Here is a 21,254-nt window from a genome sequence, read left to right on the forward strand (position 1 = left end):
ATTCTTCATGTCTGCTCCTTTCTTTTCGTCCGATTCCCCCCTTCAAATCGATTTCGCCGCGCGCCTGATCGCGTGGCAGCGCGCGCACGGACGCCACGATCTGCCGTGGCAGAACACGCGCGATCCGTATCGGATCTGGCTGTCGGAGATCATGCTGCAGCAGACGCAGGTGTCGACCGTGATTCCGTACTACGCACGATTTCTCGCGCGCTTTCCCGACATCGCGGCGCTCGCCGCCGCACCGCTCGACGACGTGATGGCGCTATGGGCCGGACTCGGTTACTACTCGCGTGCGCGCAATCTGCATCGCTGCGCGCGGGCGGTCGTCGAGCAGCATGACGGGGCGTTTCCTGCGAGCGTCGAGGCGCTGGCCGAACTGCCCGGGATCGGACGCTCGACGGCCGCGGCGATTGCGTCGTTTGCGTTCGGTGCGCGCGCGACGATTCTCGACGGCAACGTGAAGCGCGTGCTCGCGCGCGTGTTCGGAGTCGAAGGGTTTCCCGGCGAGAAGCGCATCGAGAACGCGATGTGGACGCTTGCCGAATCGCTCTTTCCGCAGGCCGGCAGCGACGACGACATCAGTTCCTACACGCAGGGCTTGATGGACCTCGGCGCCACGGTATGCGGACGCGGACGGCCCGAATGCATGCGCTGTCCGTTTGCGGCCGATTGCGTCGCGAACGTGAGCGGCCGGCAGCGTGAGCTGCCGGCGGCGCGTCCCAAGAAGATCGTGCCGACGCGGCGCACGTGGATGCTCGTGCTGCTCGACGGCGCTTCGGTGCTGCTAGAGAAGCGCCCGCCTGCCGGCATCTGGGGCGGGCTGTGGAGTCTTCCGGAAGCGGCCGACGAAGGTGCGCTCGCGAAGCGCGCACGCGCGTTCGGCGGCGCGCGCGCGCCGGAACATCTCGCGCCGCTCACGCATACGTTCACGCATTTCAAGCTGGAGATCGAGCCCCGGGTGGTCGATGTCGACGTCGACCGTTCGTGCGTGCATCTGGAAGCCGGTGACAGCGAAACCGCATGGGTACCGCTCGCGGAAATCGCCGCGTACGGCCTGCCCGCGCCCGTGCGCAAGCTGCTCGATTCGCTTCAGGGATCGCTGCTCTAGCTTCGCGCGGCCGCGCTTGGCGTCGATGTCTTACAGCAGTTGATGCTGCTGCATGTAGTGATGGACGACGTCGATGCGTGCGCCAGCGTCGCGAAGCTCCATCAGCTTTTGGCGCGCACGCAGCGGAATCTGCAGCACTTCTGACAAGCGGTTCGACACCCACGTCGGATCGTCGAAACGAAACGGCTCGGCAAACGGAAGGCTTTGCGGTTCGCGCTCGCGGATCGTATCGATGATGCGTTCGAGCACTTCCGCGCACGCGCCGAATTTCGCGAGCGCCTCGGTGCCTTCGAGCGGAATGTCATCGGGCAACGGCTCCGCCATCCCGACGAGCAGCCCGCTCGCTTCGACTCGATGCGACAGCAGCTGAAAGCGCCTCCTGCCGCGCGCACGGATCAGCAGCATGCCGTAGGCGTCGACGTCGCACTGCTCGATTTCGGCGAGACAGCCGATCGACTCCGGTACCGCCGGGTCGTCCTGCCGCGCCACCTCCGCGCCGCTTTTAAGCAGACAGACACCGAACAGCGTCTGGTCGCGAAGACAGTCTCGCGCCATGTCCAGGTAACGCGCTTCGAAGATCTTCAAGGGCAAAAGCCCGTCGGGAAAGAGCACCGTATGCAGCGGAAAGAGCGGCAAATCGGCAAGCACGGCAGGTGTAGTGGACATGGCGCAACGCTGAAAAAGGGCCGCGCAATGCGGCGAGTTAGGCCACCAGGCGCGATGACTCGCCGACATCGATCGGCGCGTCGCGATGCCGCACAATCACGTTTGCCTCATTCGCGAGGCGCGCGGCAAGCGCCTCGGCGATGAATACGGAACGATGCTGTCCTCCGGTGCAGCCGATCGCGACGGTCAGATAGCTGCGATTGTCGTCGCGAAAGTGCGGCAGCCACTTCGTCAGGAACGACTGAATGTCGTCGATCATCTCGTGCACGACGGGCAACGCGTCGAGAAAATCGATGACAGGTTTGTCGAGTCCGGTGAGAGGGCGCAACTCGTGGTCGTAGTACGGGTTCGGCAGCGTGCGCACATCGAACACCAGATCGGCATCGAGCGGCACGCCGCGCTTGAAGCCGAACGATTCGAACATCAGCATCAGGCCGGCATGCTCCTGTTCGATGAAACGCTTGACCCATGCGCGCAATACGTTCGCGCGCAGATTGCTGGTGTCGATCTGATGGCCGAACTCGGCGAGGTCCGCGACGAGTTCGCGCTCGCGCTCGATCGCCTCCTCGAGCGACGTCATGACACCCACGTTCGCATCGTGCGCGGGCGAGCCCGACAGCGGGTGACGGCGGCGCGTCTCGGAAAAACGCTGGATCAGCGCCTGCGTGCTCGCGTTCAGGAACAGCACGCGAACGTCATGTTCGCTGGCCAGATTGCGGATGATGGCGGGCATGTCGCCGAGCGATGCGCTCGAGCGGGCGTCGATCGCGACCGCGAGGCGTTCCTGACCGTCGCTCGCGAGATATTCGGTGAGCGCGGGCAGAAAACGCGGCGGCAGATTGTCGACGCAGTAGTAGCCAGAGTCTGCGAGCGCGTTCAAAGCAACAGACTTGCCGGAGCCGGAGATGCCGGTGATCAGAACAATGCGCATGGGGAAAAATCCGTTCGTTTCATCATAGCACCGGACCCAGCCTGTCGCGCCCCGCGGAGCACTTTGATGAACGCCGCGCCAGGCGTCAAATCAGCTTGCCGGGGAACTGGCTTTCCGGGTCCTGCATCGCCAGGCGCTGGCGGTCCATGAAGTCGCGCAAAGTATCGATGCCGCGCAGTTGCAGGATCGTGTTGCGCACCGCCGCCTCGACGAGAACCGCGAGGTTGCGGCCCGCGGCCACCTGGATCGTGACCTTGCTGATCGGCAGGCCGAGCACGTCGACAGTCTGGCTCTCGAGCGGCAGGCGCTGGAACTCGCCGTCCGGCCGGCGCACCAGTTGCACGATCAGCTTCAGCTTCATTTTGCGGCGTACCGCGGTTTCCCCGAAGATCGTCTTGATGTCGAGGAGACCCAGTCCCCGCACTTCGAGCAGGTTTTGCAGGAGCGGCGGGCAGCGCCCCTCGACGAAATCCGGGCCGAGCCGCACGAAATCGACCGCATCGTCCGCCACGAGGCCGTGCCCGCGGCTGATCAGCTCGAGGCCGAGTTCGCTCTTGCCGAGACCCGAATCGCCGGTGAGCAGCACGCCCATGCCGAGGATGTCGAGGAACACGCCGTGCAGCGTTGCGCGCGGCGCGAGGATGCGCGACATGTAGAGCCGCAGATTGTCGATGACCGCCGCGGCCGAGATCGGCGTCGTGAAGAGCGGCGTCGACGAGCGCGTGCAGCGCAGGACCAGCTCCGGCGGCGCGGGGATACCGCCCGCGACGACCAGGAACGGCGGCTCGAGCGCGATCAGCTCGGCCATGTGGCGCGAGCGGTCTTCGTCGGTCTGACGCTGGTAGTAGTTGATTTCGGCGTCGCCGAGCACTTGAATCCGGTTCGGGTGAATCAGGTTCAAGTGGCCGACGAGATCGGAACTGGCGGTCGCCGTGGCGACGGTTTCGGCCGAAAAGCCGCGCTCCCAGCCTTCATGCCCCGTCAGCCAGCTCAGTTTGAGCATGGAGGCGTTGTCGTCGAAGATGCTTTGGGCGTTGATGCTGGACGTATCCATGAATCCGTGACTCCAAGTTACCCGGCCTCTCTCGTCCCAGCGGCCTGTTCGCTCGGCTAAAAGTTCCGGGTGCGCCCGCACGCGCACCGCACCGGCCGGCGCAATGCGCGTTGCCCTGTTATACCCTCAAGGGTGCCACTGGGTGAGCAGCCGATGCAACTCCGCGGCGCTAGGCTCCGAATGCAGGCGTTCACGCGCTTCGCGGTCGGACAGCAGCTGCGCGATTTCCGACAGGATTTCCAAATGCTGCTGCGTGGCCTGTTCCGGCACGAGCAGGAAGATCAGGAGCGAGACCGGCTGGCCATCCGGCGATTCGAACGGAATCGGCTGCTCGAGGCGCACGAAGGCGGCGAGCGGTTGCTTCAGCCCCTTGATGCGGCCGTGCGGAATCGCGACGCCTTCGCCGAGCCCCGTCGAACCGAGGCGCTCGCGCGCAAACAGATTGTCGGTCACCGTGCTGCGGGCGATTCCGTTTTGATTCTCGAAAATCAAGCCCGCTTGCTCGAATACGCGCTTCTTGCTGGTAACGGATAGTCCGACGACGACGTTTTCGAGGGGAAGGAATTTGGCTAAACGATTCATGTTGGCAGGCGGACGCGTGGCCTGGATTCTCCTCGCGGCAACTGACTGGTTGTCCATTTTCGCAGTGCTCACAGGGAATTGCGCGCGAGACCGGATTGTTCCCTACGTCTGGCGACCCCGATAATAACCGGGACATTATAGAACAGCGCAAGCGTCGATGGTGCACCGCGCCATCTGTCGCCGCCCGGCGTCGTTTCGCTGCAAAAGAGCGCCGGCTCGACGCGCCGCCCCACGAAAAAACCGCCCGAAAACGGGCGGTTTTTCAGGGGGGAAGAATGCCTCTTCAAGAATTCGCTATTGCGGCGGCAGTTCGATGTGCGACGCCTCCGGATGATGCTTGATCGCGTGGTGCTGATGCTCTTGGAGACGATCCTTGTGCCGGATGACCTGCCTGTCGAGCTTGTCGACCATCAGATCGATCGCGGCGTAGAGGTCGCCGTCCGCGCTTTCGATGAAGATGTCCTTGCCCTTTAGATGCAGATTGATTTCTACTTTCTGACGCTTTTCCTTTTCCTTGTGATTGTCGACCGAGAGGACCACATTGCCATCGATCACCTGATCGAAATGTCTTAGCACCTTGTCCAATTTGGTGATCACGTATTCCCGCAACGCTGGCGTTACTTCGAGATGGTGTCCACTGATCTTCAGATTCATAGTGCTCTCCAAGCGAATGGCCGCCTGACACGCCTTGGTGCGGTCGTACCGGTCGCAAGCGGCCCGCTCGAATCATCACCCCGTGACTGACGAGCGGCGGGTCGTATCGGCCGGCCTTCTCCGCCAACAGCGTCGCGGCCGGAAAATGCCCGCCGCAATATGCAGCGAGCTACAGAGACTTGCGCAAATTCACTGCGGGAATCTTGAGGGCTTCGCGGTATTTAGCGACCGTGCGGCGTGCGACCACGAATCCTTGTTCCGCCAGCAGTTCGGCTATGCGGCTGTCTGAAAGAGGAGATTTGGTGTCTTCAGCTCCTATCAGTTGCTTGATGAGTGCGCGAATGGCCGTTGATGAGGCCGCGCCCCCCGTGTCGGTCGAAACGTGAGATCCAAAGAAGTACTTAAATTCAAGCGTACCAAACGGGGTAAGCATGTACTTCCCGGTCGTTACACGTGAGACCGTTGACTCGTGTAAACCCAGCGTATCAGCAATTTCTCGCAAAACCAAGGGGCGCATCGCAATTTCGCCGTGCGTAAAGAAGTTCTTTTGACGCTCCACAATGGCCTGCGCGACCCTGAGGATTGTCTCGAACCGCTGCTGAATATTTTTGATCAGCCAGCGCGCTTCCTGAAGCTGCTGACGCAGCGATCCGCTGCCGGGATCGCCCCGGCTGTTGCGCAGGATGTTCGCGTACAGGTTATTGATTCGCAGGCGCGGCATCACTTCGGGGTTCAGCTCAGCCTGCCAGCCTTGCGATGTTTTCCTGACCATGATATCCGGCACGACGTAGTCGGCCTCGGCCTTGCCATAGGCGGCGCCGGGGAAGGGCTCGAGCGAGCGGATCAGCGCGTGGGCGTCGCGCAGATCGTCGTCGCCTGCCTTCAGTTGTTTGCGCAGGCGGGTGAAATCGCGTGCTGCCAGCAGTTCCAAATGATGAGCGACGATTTCGAGCGCGAGCGTGCGCGTAGGCGAGGCGTCGAGCCGCAGCAGTTGCAGCTTCAGGCATTCGGACGCCGAGCGCGCGCCGACGCCGGCGGGATCGAAGCTGTGCAGCAGCGCCAACGCGGCGTTGAGCTCGTCGAGATCGACCTCGAGTTCTTCGGGCAAGTCGGCGAGCACTTCCTCGAGCGAGGCGGTCAGATAGCCGTCGTCGTCGAGCGATTCGATCAGGAACGTGACCAGCGCACGGTCGCGCTGGCTCGCTTGCGTGACGCGCAGTTGCGCCATCAGGTGGTCGCGCAGTGTCGTCGTTGATTCGTGGATTTGCAGCGGCGGCAGATCGTCGTCATCGGAGGCGGTGCCGGAGCGGCCGTAGTCGTCGAGATTCCATTGGCTCGCGTCCGAGCCGCTGTCGGAGCCAAGGCCGTTGTATTCGTCGACGCCTTGCGGCTCGCCGCCGTCGGCGCTTTCGGCCGAGCCCGACGACGAGTTCGACGCCCCGGGCATCGGCTCGGGACTGCTCGTGTTCGGCGTTTGCGCAATAACCGTCCCGTCCGCGGCGACGCGCAACGGACTCGCGATCCATTCGTCTTCGCTTTCGAGCAGCGGATTTTGCGCGACCGCCATCGCGATTTCTTGTTGCAGTTCGAGCGTAGACAGCTGCAGCAGCCGGATCGACTGCTGCAGTTGCGGCGTCAGCGCTAGATGCTGCGATAGGCGGAGTTGGAGGCTGGCTTTCATGGCAAGTTGAATTTCATTGTAGAGAGTTTGCCACGCGAGCGAAACCTCGCGACGCCTGGAAAAAAGCGTATTGACGGTTTCTGTTCGGGAGGGCGGGGCGTGCGCCCCGTAAAAATTGCTGGTCGAGGGCCGGAGCCCGGCGTGGAGCCGGCCGGCGCGGCGGCGCGGTGTGCGCGCCGCGGGTTACATCCGGAAGTGTTCGCCGAGGTAGACGCGGCGCACGCTTTCGTTTTCGATGATGTCGCTCGGTGCGCCGGCGGCCAGCACGCTGCCGTCGCTGATGATGTAAGCGTGGTCGCAAATGCCGAGCGTTTCGCGGACGTTGTGGTCCGTGATGAGTACGCCGATATTGCGCTGCTTCAGGAATTTAACGATCTTCTGAATTTCCAGAACGGCGATCGGGTCGACGCCCGCGAACGGCTCGTCGAGCAGGATGAAGCTTGGGTTCGTCGCGAGCGCGCGCGAAATTTCGACGCGCCGGCGCTCGCCGCCCGACAGCGACAGCGCCGGATTCTCGCGCAAGTGCGCGATTTGCAGCTCGTCGAGCAGCGCTTCGGTGCGATCGGCGATCAGCGCTTTCGACAGCCGTTTGCCTTCGTCGTCGAGCTGCAGCTCGAGCACGGCGCGGATGTTTTCTTCGACGGTCAGCTTGCGGAAGACGGACGCTTCCTGCGGCAGGTACGACAGGCCGAGCGACGCGCGTTTGTGAATCGGCAACAGGCTGATCGAGTTGCCGTCGAGGACGATTTCACCGGCGTCGAGCGGCACGAGGCCGACGATCATGTAGAACGACGTCGTCTTGCCGGCGCCGTTCGGCCCGAGCAGGCCGACGACTTCGCCGCTTTTCACATCGAGCGACACGTCCTTGACGACCGTGCGCGACCCGTACCGTTTTTTCAGGTTGCGCACCACCAGCGAGCTCGTTGTGCCCGGCGGCTTGCGATTGGGCAGCGTGTGCGTCGTGGCGGCGGGAGTTGACAGGGTGTTCACTGCGGCAGAGTTCCTTGAATCTGGGGCGACGGCGCGAGCGTGGCCGACGCGCCGGTGAGCGGGGCGGCGCCGCCCGACTTCGGCGAAAGCATTGCGCGCACGCGGCCGGTCGGATTGCCGGGGCCCGCTACATCCTTGCCGGCCTTCGCAGTATAGAAGTCGTTTTGGCCGTCATACGTGATGACGCTGCCATGGACTTCGTCCATCAGCGTCGTGAGGCCCTGCATGCGGCGCACGGTCGCGTTGGTGGTGAGCGTCGTCAGGTCCAGCTTGCCGTCGTAGTTGATGCGCTCGGCGGTGCCTTCGATGTATTCGTCGACGCCGTCGCGCTTCTGCCGGAAGTAAGCGAGGTTCTTGCTCGCCGACGTGCCGACGGCGTACTGGTACCCCTGCGGGTCCTGGGTGACTTCCACGCGATCGGCGCGGATGACGATCGTGCCCTTGGTGGCGACGACGTGCCCCGTGAAGATGTTGATCTGCTTCAGATCGTCGTAAGTCATGTTATCCGCTTCGATGTTGAGCGGTTTGTCGCGATCGGCGTGCTCGGCGTGTGCGAGCGGAGCCACGCCGAAGACGGGCAGCGAGACGAGCGCTGCCGTCAGTCCAGCGCGTACCGCGCGGCGCGCGAACGACACGCGTGCGCGGCCGAGGTCAAAACGAGAGAACGATTCGTTCATGCAGTCACGCTAGGAATGGATGACCCGGGTCATTTGGGCGAGCCGCCGCCGGAGACGTCCGACGCGGCAATCTCACCTTTGACGTTGCCGAAGAGCTGCATCACCCGGGTGACGTTGTTGTAGTGCATGCCGTTTGCCGTAGCCACGGAAAGGCCGCGCCGAAGTTTAACCGGCTTTTCGGTCTCGATCACGTCGTCGTTGACGAGCACGCGGAAATGTGACGAATCGGCCTGCATTTCCGGGTCGCCGTTGCCCGGCGCGCGCAGGATGTGGGCGTTGTCGTACAGATCGACGATCGACGCGTCGCCGTTGACCGTGCCGCGTAGGCCCGTGGCCGTCACGATCGGCTTGCCGGGCTGGAACGCTCGGATGGCCGGCATCGTGAGATCGCTGTTTTCGTCGTCTTCGTAGTGAACCATTTTCGTCGCCGTCAGCCGGTACTGCGTGGTGCCGGTCTGGTCGAGCTCGGAGACCGAGAAGTTGTCGGCGAAATAGTCGGGCGAATGGGCCTTGGGCTTTTCGGGCTGGATTACCGGCGTCTGCGTGGCCTCCAGCAGCCAGTACGTGACGCCCGCCAGCAACGCCATCGCGAAGAGGGCGATCAGCGACGTGATTCGGGACGGGTTCATCCGCGCGAGGCTCCGCAGGCGGAGGCAAGCAGCGCGTCATAGCGGTTTTGCGCGCGCAGGATCGTCTCGCAGAGTTCGCGCGCGGCGCCGTGGCCGCCGCGCGCCTGGGCGACCCAGTGCGCGCGCAAGATCACCTCGGGGTGCGCGTTGGCCGGCGCGGCGGCGAAGCCGCACTGGAGCATGACAGCGAGGTCGGGCCAGTCGTCGCCCATGTAGCCGCATTCTTCCGCTGCGACGCCGGCTGCCTTCAAGAGATCCGCGAACGCCGTTCGCTTGTCTTCCACGCCTTGATAAAGATGGTTGACGCGGATTTCCTGCGCGCGCACTTGCACGATGCCCGACTTGCGGCCCGTGATGATCGCGGTGGCGATGCCGGCCTCGCGCAGCAGCTTCAGGCCGTGGCCGTCGAGCGAGTTGAATGACTTCATCGTGTCGCCCTCGGCCGTAAACATCAGGCCGCCGTCGGTGAGCACGCCGTCCACGTCGAAAATCATCAGCTTGACGCGGCTGGCGCGTTCGGCAACGGTCAGGGGCACCGAGTTCATCTCAAATCACCTTCTTCGAAAACAGGTCGTGCATGTTGAGCGCGCCGATCAGCTTGCCCGCTTCGTCGACGACGAGCATCTGGTTGATTCGATGGCGTTCCATCAGTTCCACCGCCTCGACCGCCAGGTGATCGGGGGCGATCGTGCGCGGCGCGCGCGTCATCACCTCGGCGATCGGCAGCTCGCGGAAGTCGCCCGTGCGTTCGAGCACGCGGCGCAGGTCGCCATCGGTGAAGATGCCTTCGACGCGGTCGTTTTCGTCGACGATCGCCGTCATCCCCATGCGCTTCGCGGTGAGCTGGAAGAGGGCGTCGCGCACGGTCGCGTTATCGAGCACCTTCGGCAGCTGGTCGCCCGTGCGCATCACGTCGCGCACGTAGGTGAGCAGGCGCCGGCCGAGCGCACCGCCCGGGTGCGAGCGCGCGAAATCGTCGGCGCCGAAGCCGCGAGCGTCGAGCACAGCCATCGCAAGGGCGTCGCCGAACGCGAGGGCGGCCGTCGTGCTGGCCGTCGGCGCGAGGTTCATCGGACACGCTTCCTTCGCGACGCCGGCGTTCAGGTGCACGTCGGCGAGCTTCGCGAGGCTCGACTCGGGGCGCCCGGTAATCGCGATCAGCTTGGAGCCGAGGCGCTTCAGCAAAGGCAGAATCGAAATCAGCTCTTCCGATTCGCCGGAATTGGACATCGCGATGAAGACGTCGTCGGCGGTCACCATGCCGAGGTCGCCGTGGCTCGCTTCCGCCGGATGCACGAAAAACGCCGGCGTGCCGGTGCTTGCCAGCGTGGCGGCGAGTTTTCGGGCGATGTGGCCGGATTTGCCGATGCCTGATACGACGACGCGTCCGCGGCAGCTCAAGAGGAAATCGACTGCGCTGACGAAGCCGTCGTCGAGTTGATTGCGAAGCCCGCGCACGGCGTCAGCTTCGATGTCGAGCACGTCCCGGGCGAGCGCCAGCGCCCGGTCGCCATTGATTTTCGCTATCATTCGCGGAGTATAGCAAAGGCGTTTGTTCGCCGCGCCAGGCCCCCTGCGCCTGTCTGCTGCCTTCCCCGGCCCCATCATCCCGAATGCGCCGTCCCTGCGCGCGTGACGGGTTCCGCTGACGAACGAGGACGCTTAGCCCGTGGTGATATCGCCGCTCGAGATGACGCTGTTTCTGCTGCTCGCTTCGGTGGCAGGCGTCGTCCTATTCCGTTTCCTGAATCTGCCGCCGATGCTCGGGTATCTCACCGTGGGCATCGTGGTCGGTCCGCACGCGCTCGGTATCGCGCCGGATACGGCTCGGGCTCAGCATCTCGCCGAGTTCGGCGTCGTGTTCCTGATGTTCTCGATCGGGCTCGAGTTCTCGCTCTCGAAGCTGCGCTCCATGCGCATTCTCGTGTTCGGGCTCGGCTTGCTGCAGGTGATCGGCACGGTGGCGATCGCGGTGATACTCGGGCTCGTCTTCGAGCGTTGGGTGCACATCACGTGGCAGGGGAGCGTGGCGCTCGGCGGCGCGCTCGCGATGTCGTCGACGGCGATCGTCAGCAAGATGCTCGCCGAGCGGCTCGAGATCGAGACGGAGCACGGCCGCAACATCTTCGGCGTGCTGCTGTTCCAGGATCTGGCGGTCGTGCCGCTCCTCATCATCATCGCCGCGCTCGGCGGCGATTCGAAGAGCCTCGTGACGACGCTCGGCGTCGCGGCGCTGAAGATCGTCGTCGCGCTGTCGCTGCTCCTGATCGTCGGCCAGAAGTTCATGACGCGCTGGTTCAACGTCGTCGCGCGGCGGCGCTCGCAGGAGCTGTTCGTGCTGAACCTCTTGCTCGTCACGCTCGGCGCCGCGTTCATCACCGACAAGTTCGGCCTGTCGCTCGCGCTCGGCGCGTTCATCGCCGGGATGCTGATCGCGGAGACGCCGTACCGGCATCAGGTCGAGGAGGACATCAAGCCGTTTCGCGACGTGCTGCTCGGCCTTTTCTTCGTGACGACCGGGATGCTGCTCAATCCGCGCGTGGTCATCGCGCACCCGTTCATCGTGCTGTCGTTCCTGATCGGACCGACCTTGCTGAAGGCCGTGATGATCACGGGCCTCGCCCGCGTGTTCGGCGCGACGCCCGGTGTGGCGATGCGTACCGGCATCGGGCTCGCGCAGGCCGGCGAATTCGGCTTCGTGCTCTTGAACCTGATTCTCGACAAGCACCTCGTCGATGCGACGCTCTTGCAGGCGATTCTCGCGTCGATGCTGCTGTCGATGCTCGCGGCGCCGTTTTTGATCCAGAACGCCGATCGCATCGTGCTGCGGCTGTCGTCGACTGAATGGATGATGCAGTCGCTGCAGATGACGCGCATCGCCACGCAAAGCCTGAAGCAGAGCGGCCACGTGATCATCTGCGGCTACGGCCGCGCGGGGCAGAACCTCGCACGCATGCTGGAGCACGAGGGCCTCTCGTACGTCGCGCTCGACCTCGACCCCGACCGCGTGAGCGCCGCGGCCACCGCCGGCGAATCGGTCGTGTTCGGCGATGCGGGGCGGCGCGAGTCGCTGCTGGCGGCCGGTATCCACCGCGCCGCGGCGATCGCGATCACCTACGCGAACACGCCGTCCGCGCTGCGCGTGCTGCACAACATCCACGAGCTCGAGCCGACGCTGCCCGTCATCGTGCGCACCGTCGACGACGCCGACCTCGAAAAGCTCCTCGCCGCCGGTGCGACCGAGGTGATTCCCGAGATCGTCGAAGGCAGCCTGATGCTTGCGTCGCACACGCTCGTCTTGATGGGCGTGCCGATGCGGCGCGTCGTGCGGCGCGTCGAGGAAATGCGCGACGAGCGCTACAGTTTGCTGCGCGGCTATTTCCACGGCGCCGACGACCTGGGCGACGAGGACGGCCACGAGCAGGTGCGGCTACAATCTGTGCCGGTCGACGAGAATTCGGACGCCGTCGGGCGCTCGCTCGAAGAGCTCGGTTTGGCGGGCATCGGCGTCGAAGTGACGGCCATTCGCCGGCACGGCATTCGCGGCGTCGAGCCGGGCCCCGAGACGAGGCTGCGGGCCGCCGACATCGTCGTGCTGCGCGGGCTGCCCGAAGCGCTGGCGATCGCCGAGGAGCGCATTTCGCGCCATCGTCGTGCGGGAGCCTCGGCGGCCTGATACAGCGCCAAGGCCGCTGTCGACCCGCTTTCCTGCCGGCCTTGCCGGTTTTTACGAATTTCAGGCCCTTGCGCCGCGCCCGAAGCGCGAGCAACAGGCCTTTTTTTGCGGAGACATCCATGTCCAACGCACGCACGGGTGCGCCTATCGACGCGGCCGAGTTCATCAAGAGCCAGATTCGCACGGTCTCGGACTGGCCGCAGCCCGGTGTGCAGTTTCGCGACATCACGCCGCTTTTGCAGCGGCCCAAGACGCTGCGCATGCTGACCGACCTGCTGGTCGAGCGCTACGTCGAGGCGAAGCTCGATTACGTCGCCGGGCTCGATGCGCGCGGCTTCATCATTGCGCCGATCGTCGCTTATGAGTTGAACCTCGGCTTCATTCCGATACGCAAGATCGGCAAGCTGCCGTACCGGACGGTGTCCGAGTCGTACGAACTCGAATATGGCAGCGCAACTGTCGAGATTCACGAAGACGCGTGCCGCGCGGGCGATCGCGTCGTTATCATCGACGACTTGATCGCGACGGGCGGCACGATGATGGCCGGCAAGAAGCTGCTCGAGCGGCTTGGGGCCGTCGTCGTCGAAGGCGCGGCGATCATCGATCTGCCGGATCTCGGCGGCTCGAAGCTGCTGCGCGATAACGGCTTGCCGCTTTATACGATCACGGAATTCTCCGGCCATTGATGCCCTTGCTTTGATCCTTTGTTTCGCACGGAGCGCCTGAGCGATGCCTAACTTCCTGCTGTTTCTCGCCACGTCGGTCGCCATCACGATCGCCCCCGGTCCCGACAACCTTCAGGTGCTCGCGCGCGGCATCTCGCAGGGACGCGCCGCGGGCTTCGTCGCTGCGCTGGGCTTCGCCGCAGGCATCACGTTCCATACGACGCTCGCCGCGTTCGGCGTGGCCGCGCTGTTGCGCTCGTCTCAGGCGGCGTTTGAAGTGGTCAAGCTCGCGGGCGCCGCGTATCTGATCTGGATCGGCATCAAGGCGCTCAGGAGCCAGGGGCTCGCCACCGCGCACGAGCGTCCGCAGCAGGCGCTTGGCGTCGTGTTTCGGCAGAGCGTGATCGGCAACATGATGAATCCCAAGGTCACGCTCTTTTTCGTCGTGTTCCTGCCGCAGTTCGTGGATCCGCATGGTGCGCAGAGCGTGATGGTGCAGATGCTCGAATTGGGCGTGCTGTTCATGCTGCAGACCGTCGTCGTGTTCTCGGCGTTCGGCGTGTGCGCCGGGATGATCGGCAGCTGGCTCAAGCGCCGGCCGCGTGTCGGCGTGTGGCTCGACCGCCTCGCGGGCGCGACGTTCATCGCGCTCGGCCTGCGCATTGCGTTGCGCGACTGATCATCGAGCGGGAGCCTTCCTTCATGACTTTGCCTTGCATTGCCGCCGCGCGCCGCTTCGATGCGCGCGCGCATCGTCCGTTCTGGATCGATGGACAGCGCGTCGGCTGGATTCGCGAAACCGACGTTCCGCTTCTCACGCGCTGGCCCGACGTCTTCGAAATCGATGACGCGCGAATCGCGCTTAGCGCACGTTTCGACGGCGGCGTCGATGCGCGTTCGGCGGCACTCGGCGCGGTGATCGGCGCGCTCGACGCCGACGGCCGCATTCCCGGCTGGCGCGACGAAACCTACGCGATCCGCAATGCGTTCGACGCTGCGCCGCTCGCGTTCATCGAGCGCGCCGCGTCCCGTTTCTTCGGCACGATGACGTACGCGGTGCACCTGAACGGCATCGTAAAATACGCGGACCGTGCGCCGCATCTGTGGATCGCGCGCCGCAGCGACACGAAGGCGACCGATCCCGGCATGCTCGATAACGTCGTCGCCGGGGGCATCGGCTGGGGCTTCGGCATCGCCGAGACGATCGTCAAGGAATGCTGGGAAGAGGCGGGCATCCCCGAAGAAATCGCCGCGAACGCCGCGGCGGGCCGCACCGCTCACGTGCTGCAGTCGATTCCCGAAGGCACGCAAGCCGAGCGGATCTTCGTCTACGATCTGCCGCTGCCCGAGGATTTCGTGCCGCACAACCAGGACGGCGAAGTCGGCGAGCATCGGCTCGCACGCATCGACGAAGTCGCGCGCTGGATCGACGACGGCGCGATGACCGTCGATGCGAGTCTCGCGACGCTCGATTGCCTGTTGCGTCATCAATGGATCGACGAAGAAGCGTGCGCAGGCATCGATGCCTTGTTCGTGCCGCCGGCTTGATCGCGCGGCCCACGCAAATCACCGAATTGCTGCTTATAGCGTCTAGGAAGGGAGTTCGAAGGTCATGTCGACCGAACACAGCTTTATTTTGAAACTGTCGTGCCCCGACCGGCCAGGCATCGTCCACGCGGTCTCGGGTTTCCTGTTCGAGCGCGGCAGCAACATCCTCGATTCCGCGCAGTTCGGCGACAGCCGCACCGGCGAGTTCTTCATGCGCGTGCACTTTCAGCAAGTCGGCGGCGACCCGGGTCTCGACGCGCTGCGCGATTCGTTTTCGGCGCTCGCCGAACGGTTCACGATGCGCTGGGAGTTGCATGACGCGTCGGTGAAGCCGCGGGTCGTGATCATGGTGTCGAAGATCGGCCACTGCCTGAACGATTTGCTGTTCCGCTACCGTACCGGTCAACTGCCGATCGAGATCAGCGCGATCATTTCGAACCACCAGGATTTCTACCAGCTCGCCGCGAGCTACAACATTCCGTTTCATCATTTCCCGCTGACCGAATCGACGGCTAGCGCGAAGGCGGCGCAGGAAGCTCGCGTGCTCGAAGTGATCGAGCAGCATCAGACCGATCTCGTCGTGCTTGCGCGCTACATGCAGATCCTGTCGCCGCAGTTGTGCGAACAGCTCGCGGGCCGAGCGATCAACATCCATCATTCGTTCCTGCCGAGCTTCAAGGGCGCGAAGCCGTACTACCAGGCGTTCGACCGCGGCGTGAAGCTGATCGGCGCGACCGCTCACTACGTGACGATCGATCTCGACGAAGGTCCGATTATCGAGCAGGAAGTCGAGCGGGTCGATCACAGCATGACGCCGGATCAGTTGACGGCGATCGGGCGCGATGTCGAGTGCGTGACGTTGGCGCGCGCCGTGAAGTGGCATGTGGAGCACCGCATCGTGCTGAATGGGACGAAGACGGTGGTGTTTCGTTGAGCGATTTCGCTTTAACGATGTGCCGATGAAAAGCCCGCGATGCGGGCTTTTCAATTTCGACCAGCGGAATCGATCGCTTAAATCAGCCGCAAATAAATCAATTCGCGCTTGATATAAGCATAAAAAATCGGCGCCGCGATGACCCCCTGCAAGCCGAACGCGGCCTCCATCACGAGCATCGCCAACAGCAGCTCCCATGCGCGCGCCTCGATCTGGCCGCCGATGATGCGCGCGTTGAGAAAGTACTCGAGCTTGTGGATGACGACGAGAAACACGAGCGACGCGATCGCCGTCGGAAAGCTCACCGACAGCGACACCGCCACGATCAGCGTGTTCGAGATCAGGTTGCCGATCACGGGCAGCAAGCCGGCGATGAACGTGACGAGCACGAGCGTTTTCGACAGCGGCAACTGCTCGTGAAAGGCCGGCAGCGCGACGAGCAGATAGAGCGCGGTGAACACTACATTGATCGCCGAGATCTTGACCTGCGCGAACACGATGCGCCGGAACGCGTCGGAAAAACGCGCGACGCGCGCGGCAAAGGCCGTCGAAAGCGGCAGGCGCTGCGCGTGGCGCTGCACGGTGATCGCGATCATCGCGCCGATGATCATGCCGAACAGCACGTGCGCGAAGCCGCGCGCCACGGTCTTGCCGCTTTGCGAAAGCTGCCCCATGTGCGAGTGCATCAGCATGGTGGCCTTTTCCTTCATCTGCGCGACGTCGACGGGCAGCGCCGAGGCGATCCACTGCGGCGTGCGCACGCGCGCCTGATCGACCATCTGCATCACCTGGTCGAGCAGATTCTGGATGTTGGGCACCGTATTCTCGAAGTGCTCGAAGATGCCGATCGTCAGTCCGGCGAGCCCTCCGACGACCACGATCGACAGCAGTACGACGGCGAGCCAGCGGGCGCCGTGGCTCGACGTGTGCCGCTCGATCGCCGGCGCAATCGTATGAACGAGCTGATAGACGAGCATCCCCGCCAGCAATGCGACCAGCAGTTTCAACTCCAGCACGACCACCATGCCGATGAGCATCAGCGCGTAGCTGCCGACCTCCACCGCGGACAGCTTCGGCAGGCTCATGTCGCTCGTCAGCCGCACGGGACGAGGTTGCAGGTCCCGTACCTGCGTGTCTTCCGACGATGCCTCGTTGCGCTTAGCCATGACTCATTCCCGTCTCCGACCTGATCCCAACTATTGGTGTATTCGACCGTTCGATCAGCGGCGCTCGAGCAGCGCCGCCAGATACTTGCCGGTAAAGCTCGCTTTCGATTTGGACACCTGCTCCGGCGTGCCTTGCGCAATGATCTGGCCGCCGCCCGCGCCGCCTTCCGGACCGAGGTCGATCAGCCAGTCGGCGGTTTTGATCACGTCGAGATTATGCTCGATGATGACGACCGTATTGCCCTGGTCGCGCAGCCGGTGAATCACTTCGAGCAAAAGCGCGATGTCGTGGAAGTGGAGGCCCGTGGTGGGCTCGTCGAGAATATATAGGGTACGACCGGTGTCGCGCTTGCTCAGCTCCAGCGAGAGCTTCACGCGCTGGGCCTCGCCGCCCGACAGCGTCGTCGCGGACTGGCCGAGCCGGATATAGCCGAGGCCGACGTCGAGCAGCGTCCTGAGCTTGCGGGCGACCACGGGCACGGCCTTGAAGAACTCGTACGCGTGCTCGACCGTCATGTCGAGCACTTCGCTGATGTTCTTGCCTTTGTACTGGACGTCGAGCGTCTCGCGGTTGTAGCGCTTGCCGTGGCAGACGTCGCACGGGACGTAGACGTCCGGCAGGAAGTGCATCTCGACTTTCAGCACGCCGTCCCCCTGGCACGATTCGCAGCGGCCGCCCTTCACGTTGAACGAGAAGCGGCCCGGGTCGTAGCCGCGCTCCTTGGCGGCCGGCACGCCCGCGAACAGCTCGCGGATCGGCGTGAAGACGCCCGTATAGGTGGCCGGATTCGAGCGCGGCGTGCGGCCGATCGGCGATTGATCGACGTTGATGACCTTGTCGAAATGCTCGAGGCCTTCGATGGCCTCGTAGGGCGCGGGCTCGGTCGCCGAGCCGTACAGGTGGTGCGCGACGGCTTGATACAGCGTGTCGTTGATCAGCGTCGACTTGCCCGAGCCGGACACGCCGGTCACGCACGTCAAGAGGCCGACCGGCAGATCGAGCGTGACGCGCTTCAAATTGTTGCCGTAAGCCTCGACGATGCGCAGGCGACGCTCGTCAGGGTCCTTGCGCTCGTCCGGGTACTCGATGCGGCGCGTGCCGGCGAGATACTGGCCCGTCATCGACGCCGCGTCGGCCTCGACTTCCGTGGGCGTGCCTTCGGCGATGATCATCCCGCCGTGCTCGCCTGCGCCCGGCCCCATGTCGACGACGTAGTCGGCCATCCGGATCATGTCCTCGTCGTGCTCGACCACGATCACGGAATTGCCGAGGTCGCGCAGGTGCTTGAGCGTCGCGATGAGGCGGTCGTTGTCGCGCTGGTGCAGGCCGATCGACGGTTCGTCGAGCACGTACATCACGCCGGTCAGGCCCGAGCCGATCTGCGACGCGAGCCGGATGCGCTGCGCTTCGCCGCCCGAGAGCGTTTCCGCGCTGCGTTCGAGCGACAGATAGTCGAGGCCGACGTTGTTGAGGAACATCAGCCGCGCGACGATTTCCTTGACGACTTTGTCCGCGATATCGCGCTTCGCGCCGTCGAGGCGCAGCGTCTGGAAATAGCCGAGCGCGTCGCGCAGCGGCCAGCCGCTCACTTCGAAGATCGCGCGTGCGTCGCCGTTCGCGCCGAGGCGCACGAAGCGCGCTTCGCGGCGCAAGCGCGTGCCTTCGCACGACGGACACGCCTGGTTGTTCTGATACTTCGCGAGCTCTTCGCGGACCGCGACCGAATCGGTCTCGCGGTAGCGGCGCTCGAGGTTCGGAATGATCCCCTCGAACACGTGCTCGCGGATCGACGTGCGTCCGCGCTCGTTGATATACGAGAACGGGATCGTCTCTTTGCCCGAGCCGTATAGCAGCAGCTTTCTGACCTTCTCCGGAAGGTCTTCGAACGCGATGTCGATATCGAATTCGTAGAACGCCGCGAGGCTTTGCAGCATCTGGAAGTAGAACTGGTTGCGCCGGTCCCAGCCCTTCACGGCGCCCGCCGCGAGCGACAGCGACGGATGCGCGACCACCCGCTTTGGATCGAAGAACGTGATCTGGCCGAGCCCGTCGCAATCCGGGCACGCGCCCATCGGATTGTTGAACGAGAAGAGGCGCGGCTCGAGTTCCTGCAGCGAGTACGAGCAGATCGGGCACGCGAACTTCGAGCTGAACAGGTGCTCCTTTTCCGTATCCATCTCGAGCGCGATCGCGCGGCCGTCGGCGAGGCGCAGCGCCGTTTCGAACGATTCGGCGAGGCGCTGCTTCATGTCGGCGCGCACTTTCAGGCGGTCGACGACGACATCGATCGTGTGCTTGTCGTTCTTCTTGAGCTTCGGCAGCGTCTCGACTTCATGGATCTTCGCGACGCCCTCGTTGGCCGTGCCGCCGCCCGAGCGGACGCGAAAGCGCACGAAACCTTGCGCCTGCATGTCCTCGAACAGCTCGGTGTGCTCGCCCTTGCGGTTCGCCACGACCGGCGCGAGGATCATCAGCTTGGTTTCTTCGGGCAGCGCGAGCGCGGCGTCCACCATCTGCGAGACGCTTTGCGCTTCGAGCGGAATCTCGTGGTCGGGGCAGTAGGGCGTGCCGACGCGCGCGTACAAGAGACGAAGATAGTCGTGAATCTCGGTGACGGTGCCGACCGTCGAGCGCGGATTGTGCGACGTCGCCTTCTGCTCGATCGAAATCGCGGGCGAGAGCCCCTCGATCAAATCGACGTCGGGCTTCTCCATCAATTGCAAAAATTGCCGGGCGTAGGCAGACAAACTCTCGACGTAACGGCGCTGCCCCTCCGCGTAGAGCGTATCGAACGCGAGCGACGATTTGCCCGATCCCGACAGGCCGGTGATCACAATGAGCTTGTGACGCGGCAGGTCGAGATTGACGTTTTTCAGGTTGTGGGTGCGCGCCCCACGGATGCGAATCTGTTCCATTTAGCCTGGCGGGGAAGGGGGCCAAACCTGCTACTATAACGACTTTTCCAGACCGCCGTTACGGCGACCTTACACCGCGCGGCAGGCGCGAACAGGCGCCGATTTCCTGGTCCTCCTTCGCCGCCGATGTCCAATCCTTCCGTCACACCTTCGCGCATGAGCGCGCCCGAAATGCGCGCGACCGTGTCGCTGGCCGCCATCTTCGCGCTGCGCATGCTCGGCCTCTTCATGATCATGCCGGTGTTTTCGATCTACGCGAAAACGATCCCAGGCGGCGACAACGTCTTGCTGGTCGGTATTGCGCTCGGCGCCTACGGCGTCACGCAATCGATGCTCTACATCTTCTACGGCTGGGCTTCGGACAAAATCGGCCGCAAGCCGGTGATCGCGACGGGGCTTTTGATCTTCGCGATCGGCAGCTTCGTCGCCGCGCTCGGGCACGACATGACGTGGATCATCGTCGGGCGCGTGATTCAGGGGATGGGGGCGGTGTCGTCCGCGGTCATCGCGTTCATCGCCGATCTCACCGCCGAGGAGCACCGCACGAAGGCGATGGCGATGGTCGGCGGCAGCATCGGCGTGTCGTTCGCGGTGGCGATCGTCGGCGCGCCGATCGTGTTTCAGTGGGTGGGGATGAACGGCTTGTTTGCGCTCGTCGGCGTGTTCTCGCTGTTGGCGATCGGCGTCGTGCTGTGGGTCGTTCCCGACGCGCCGAAGCCCGTTCACGTGCGTGCGCCGTTTGCGGAGGTGCTGCACAACGTCGAGCTGCTGCGCCTGAATTTCGGCGTGCTGGTGCTGCATGCCACGCAGACCGCGCTCTTTCTTGTCGTCCCGCGCATTCTCGAAGCGGGCGGCTTGCCGGTCGCTTCGCATTGGAAGGTTTATCTGCCCGTGATGGGGCTTGCATTCGTCATGATGGTGCCGGCCATCATCGCGGCCGAAAAGCGCGGCAAGATGAAGCCGGTGCTGCTCGGTGCGATCGCGCTTATCCTGATCGGCCAATTGCTGCTCGGCGCCGCGCCGCATACCATTTTGAGTGTCGCGGCGATCCTCTTCGTGTACTTCCTCGGGTTCAATATTCTCGAGGCGTCGCAGCCTTCGCTCGTGTCGAAGCTCGCACCGGGCCAGCGCAAGGGCGCGGCGGCCGGCGTCTACAACACGACGCAGTCGATCGGCCTCGCGCTCGGCGGCGTGGTCGGCGGCTGGCTGTTGAAGGTGGACGGCCAAAGCGCCGTGTTCTACGCCTGCTCGGGCCTCGTGTTTGCGTGGCTTATAATCGCCGCAAACATGAAAGCGCCGCCGCGCAAGGCGTGACGGCGCAATAGACTGGCGGCGCAGAGCGCGCTCTCGTTCAGGCTTTATCCGGTGCGCACGCGC

General features: G+C 64.1%; 20 protein-coding genes. 7 read left to right on the plus strand and 13 right to left on the minus strand.

Going from position 1 to position 21,254, the window contains the following annotated elements; genetic code table 11:
• Window positions 1-7 precede the first annotated feature (7 nt).
• A complete protein-coding gene (gene mutY, locus J3489_RS08750; RefSeq protein ID WP_206997330.1) occupies window positions 8-1,108 on the plus strand; it encodes an A/G-specific adenine glycosylase in 1,101 nt (366 codons plus the stop codon).
• Window positions 1,109-1,138: 30 nt separating this feature from the next.
• On the opposite strand, the gene J3489_RS08755 is transcribed toward mutY, so the two are convergent.
• The 11 genes from J3489_RS08755 to kdsD all read right to left on the minus strand — a co-directional run bounded on the left by J3489_RS08755 (window position 1,139) and on the right by kdsD (window position 10,502).
• Window positions 1,139-1,774: an LON peptidase substrate-binding domain-containing protein gene (locus J3489_RS08755; RefSeq protein ID WP_206997331.1), complete on the minus strand. Its 636-nt coding sequence runs from the start codon at window positions 1,772-1,774 to the stop codon at window positions 1,139-1,141.
• Window positions 1,775-1,811: 37 nt separating this feature from the next.
• Complete coding sequence (gene rapZ, locus J3489_RS08760) at window positions 1,812-2,705, minus strand: RNase adapter RapZ (protein ID WP_206997332.1); 894 nt, start codon at window positions 2,703-2,705, stop codon at window positions 1,812-1,814.
• 85 nt (window positions 2,706-2,790) lie between these two features.
• Window positions 2,791-3,759, minus strand: coding sequence for an HPr(Ser) kinase/phosphatase (gene hprK / locus J3489_RS08765; protein WP_206997333.1), 969 nt, complete (start codon window positions 3,757-3,759; stop codon window positions 2,791-2,793).
• Between the two features lie 126 nt (window positions 3,760-3,885).
• Window positions 3,886-4,398 carry a PTS IIA-like nitrogen regulatory protein PtsN gene (gene ptsN / locus J3489_RS08770; RefSeq protein WP_206997576.1) on the minus strand — a complete coding sequence of 171 codons (513 nt, stop codon included), beginning with the start codon at window positions 4,396-4,398 and terminating at the stop codon, window positions 3,886-3,888.
• A 237-nt stretch (window positions 4,399-4,635) separates the two neighbouring features.
• On the minus strand, window positions 4,636-4,995 hold the full coding sequence (gene hpf, locus J3489_RS08775; RefSeq protein ID WP_206997334.1) for a ribosome hibernation-promoting factor, HPF/YfiA family: 360 nt from the start codon (window positions 4,993-4,995) through the stop codon (window positions 4,636-4,638).
• A 169-nt stretch (window positions 4,996-5,164) separates the two neighbouring features.
• Window positions 5,165-6,676 carry an RNA polymerase factor sigma-54 gene (locus J3489_RS08780; protein WP_206997335.1) on the minus strand — a complete coding sequence of 504 codons (1,512 nt, stop codon included), beginning with the start codon at window positions 6,674-6,676 and terminating at the stop codon, window positions 5,165-5,167.
• A gap of 183 nt (window positions 6,677-6,859) precedes the next feature.
• Window positions 6,860-7,657, minus strand: coding sequence for an LPS export ABC transporter ATP-binding protein (gene lptB, locus J3489_RS08785; RefSeq protein WP_206997577.1), 798 nt, complete (start codon window positions 7,655-7,657; stop codon window positions 6,860-6,862).
• 5 nt (window positions 7,658-7,662) lie between these two features.
• Complete coding sequence (gene lptA, locus J3489_RS08790; protein WP_206997336.1) at window positions 7,663-8,343, minus strand: lipopolysaccharide transport periplasmic protein LptA; 681 nt, start codon at window positions 8,341-8,343, stop codon at window positions 7,663-7,665.
• Window positions 8,344-8,372: 29 nt separating this feature from the next.
• Window positions 8,373-8,972, minus strand: a complete 600-nt coding sequence (lptC, locus tag J3489_RS08795; RefSeq protein WP_206997337.1) for an LPS export ABC transporter periplasmic protein LptC — start codon at window positions 8,970-8,972, stop codon at window positions 8,373-8,375.
• Complete coding sequence (locus J3489_RS08800) at window positions 8,969-9,517, minus strand: KdsC family phosphatase (RefSeq protein WP_206997338.1); 549 nt, start codon at window positions 9,515-9,517, stop codon at window positions 8,969-8,971. The genes lptC and J3489_RS08800 overlap by 4 nt, the downstream gene beginning before the upstream one ends.
• 1 nt (window position 9,518) lies before the next feature.
• Window positions 9,519-10,502: an arabinose 5-phosphate isomerase KdsD gene (gene kdsD, locus J3489_RS08805; protein ID WP_206997339.1), complete on the minus strand. Its 984-nt coding sequence runs from the start codon at window positions 10,500-10,502 to the stop codon at window positions 9,519-9,521.
• Between the two features lie 142 nt (window positions 10,503-10,644).
• Between kdsD and J3489_RS08810 the strand changes: the two genes are divergently transcribed.
• The 5 genes from J3489_RS08810 to purU all read left to right on the plus strand — a co-directional run bounded on the left by J3489_RS08810 (window position 10,645) and on the right by purU (window position 15,795).
• Entirely contained in the window at window positions 10,645-12,648 is a 2,004-nt protein-coding gene (locus J3489_RS08810) for a monovalent cation:proton antiporter family protein (RefSeq protein WP_206997578.1), read from the plus strand.
• A 119-nt stretch (window positions 12,649-12,767) separates the two neighbouring features.
• A complete protein-coding gene (locus tag J3489_RS08815) occupies window positions 12,768-13,334 on the plus strand; it encodes an adenine phosphoribosyltransferase (protein ID WP_206997340.1) in 567 nt (188 codons plus the stop codon).
• Window positions 13,335-13,377: 43 nt separating this feature from the next.
• The gene (locus J3489_RS08820) at window positions 13,378-13,992 is read left to right on the plus strand and encodes a LysE family translocator (RefSeq protein WP_206997341.1); all 615 of its coding nucleotides are present in this window, start codon (window positions 13,378-13,380) and stop codon (window positions 13,990-13,992) included.
• Between the two features lie 23 nt (window positions 13,993-14,015).
• Window positions 14,016-14,861 carry an NUDIX hydrolase gene (locus J3489_RS08825; protein ID WP_206997342.1) on the plus strand — a complete coding sequence of 282 codons (846 nt, stop codon included), beginning with the start codon at window positions 14,016-14,018 and terminating at the stop codon, window positions 14,859-14,861.
• Window positions 14,862-14,925: 64 nt separating this feature from the next.
• Window positions 14,926-15,795 (plus strand): formyltetrahydrofolate deformylase, encoded by an 870-nt coding sequence (gene purU, locus J3489_RS08830; protein WP_206997343.1) that lies wholly within the window; start codon window positions 14,926-14,928, stop codon window positions 15,793-15,795.
• 77 nt (window positions 15,796-15,872) lie between these two features.
• Here purU and J3489_RS08835 read toward each other — a convergent pair whose 3' ends face one another.
• Complete coding sequence (locus J3489_RS08835) at window positions 15,873-16,961, minus strand: AI-2E family transporter (RefSeq protein WP_206997344.1); 1,089 nt, start codon at window positions 16,959-16,961, stop codon at window positions 15,873-15,875.
• A gap of 54 nt (window positions 16,962-17,015) precedes the next feature.
• The gene (gene uvrA / locus J3489_RS08840) at window positions 17,016-19,877 is read right to left on the minus strand and encodes an excinuclease ABC subunit UvrA (protein ID WP_206997345.1); all 2,862 of its coding nucleotides are present in this window, start codon (window positions 19,875-19,877) and stop codon (window positions 17,016-17,018) included.
• A gap of 156 nt (window positions 19,878-20,033) precedes the next feature.
• Here uvrA and J3489_RS08845 point away from each other — a divergent pair, with 156 nt between their 5' ends.
• Window positions 20,034-21,191, plus strand: coding sequence for an MFS transporter (locus tag J3489_RS08845; protein ID WP_206997346.1), 1,158 nt, complete (start codon window positions 20,034-20,036; stop codon window positions 21,189-21,191).
• Window positions 21,192-21,254 lie beyond the last annotated feature (63 nt).

This window comes from Trinickia mobilis (assembly GCF_017315705.1).
Lineage (GTDB): Bacteria > Pseudomonadota > Gammaproteobacteria > Burkholderiales > Burkholderiaceae > Trinickia_A > Trinickia_A mobilis.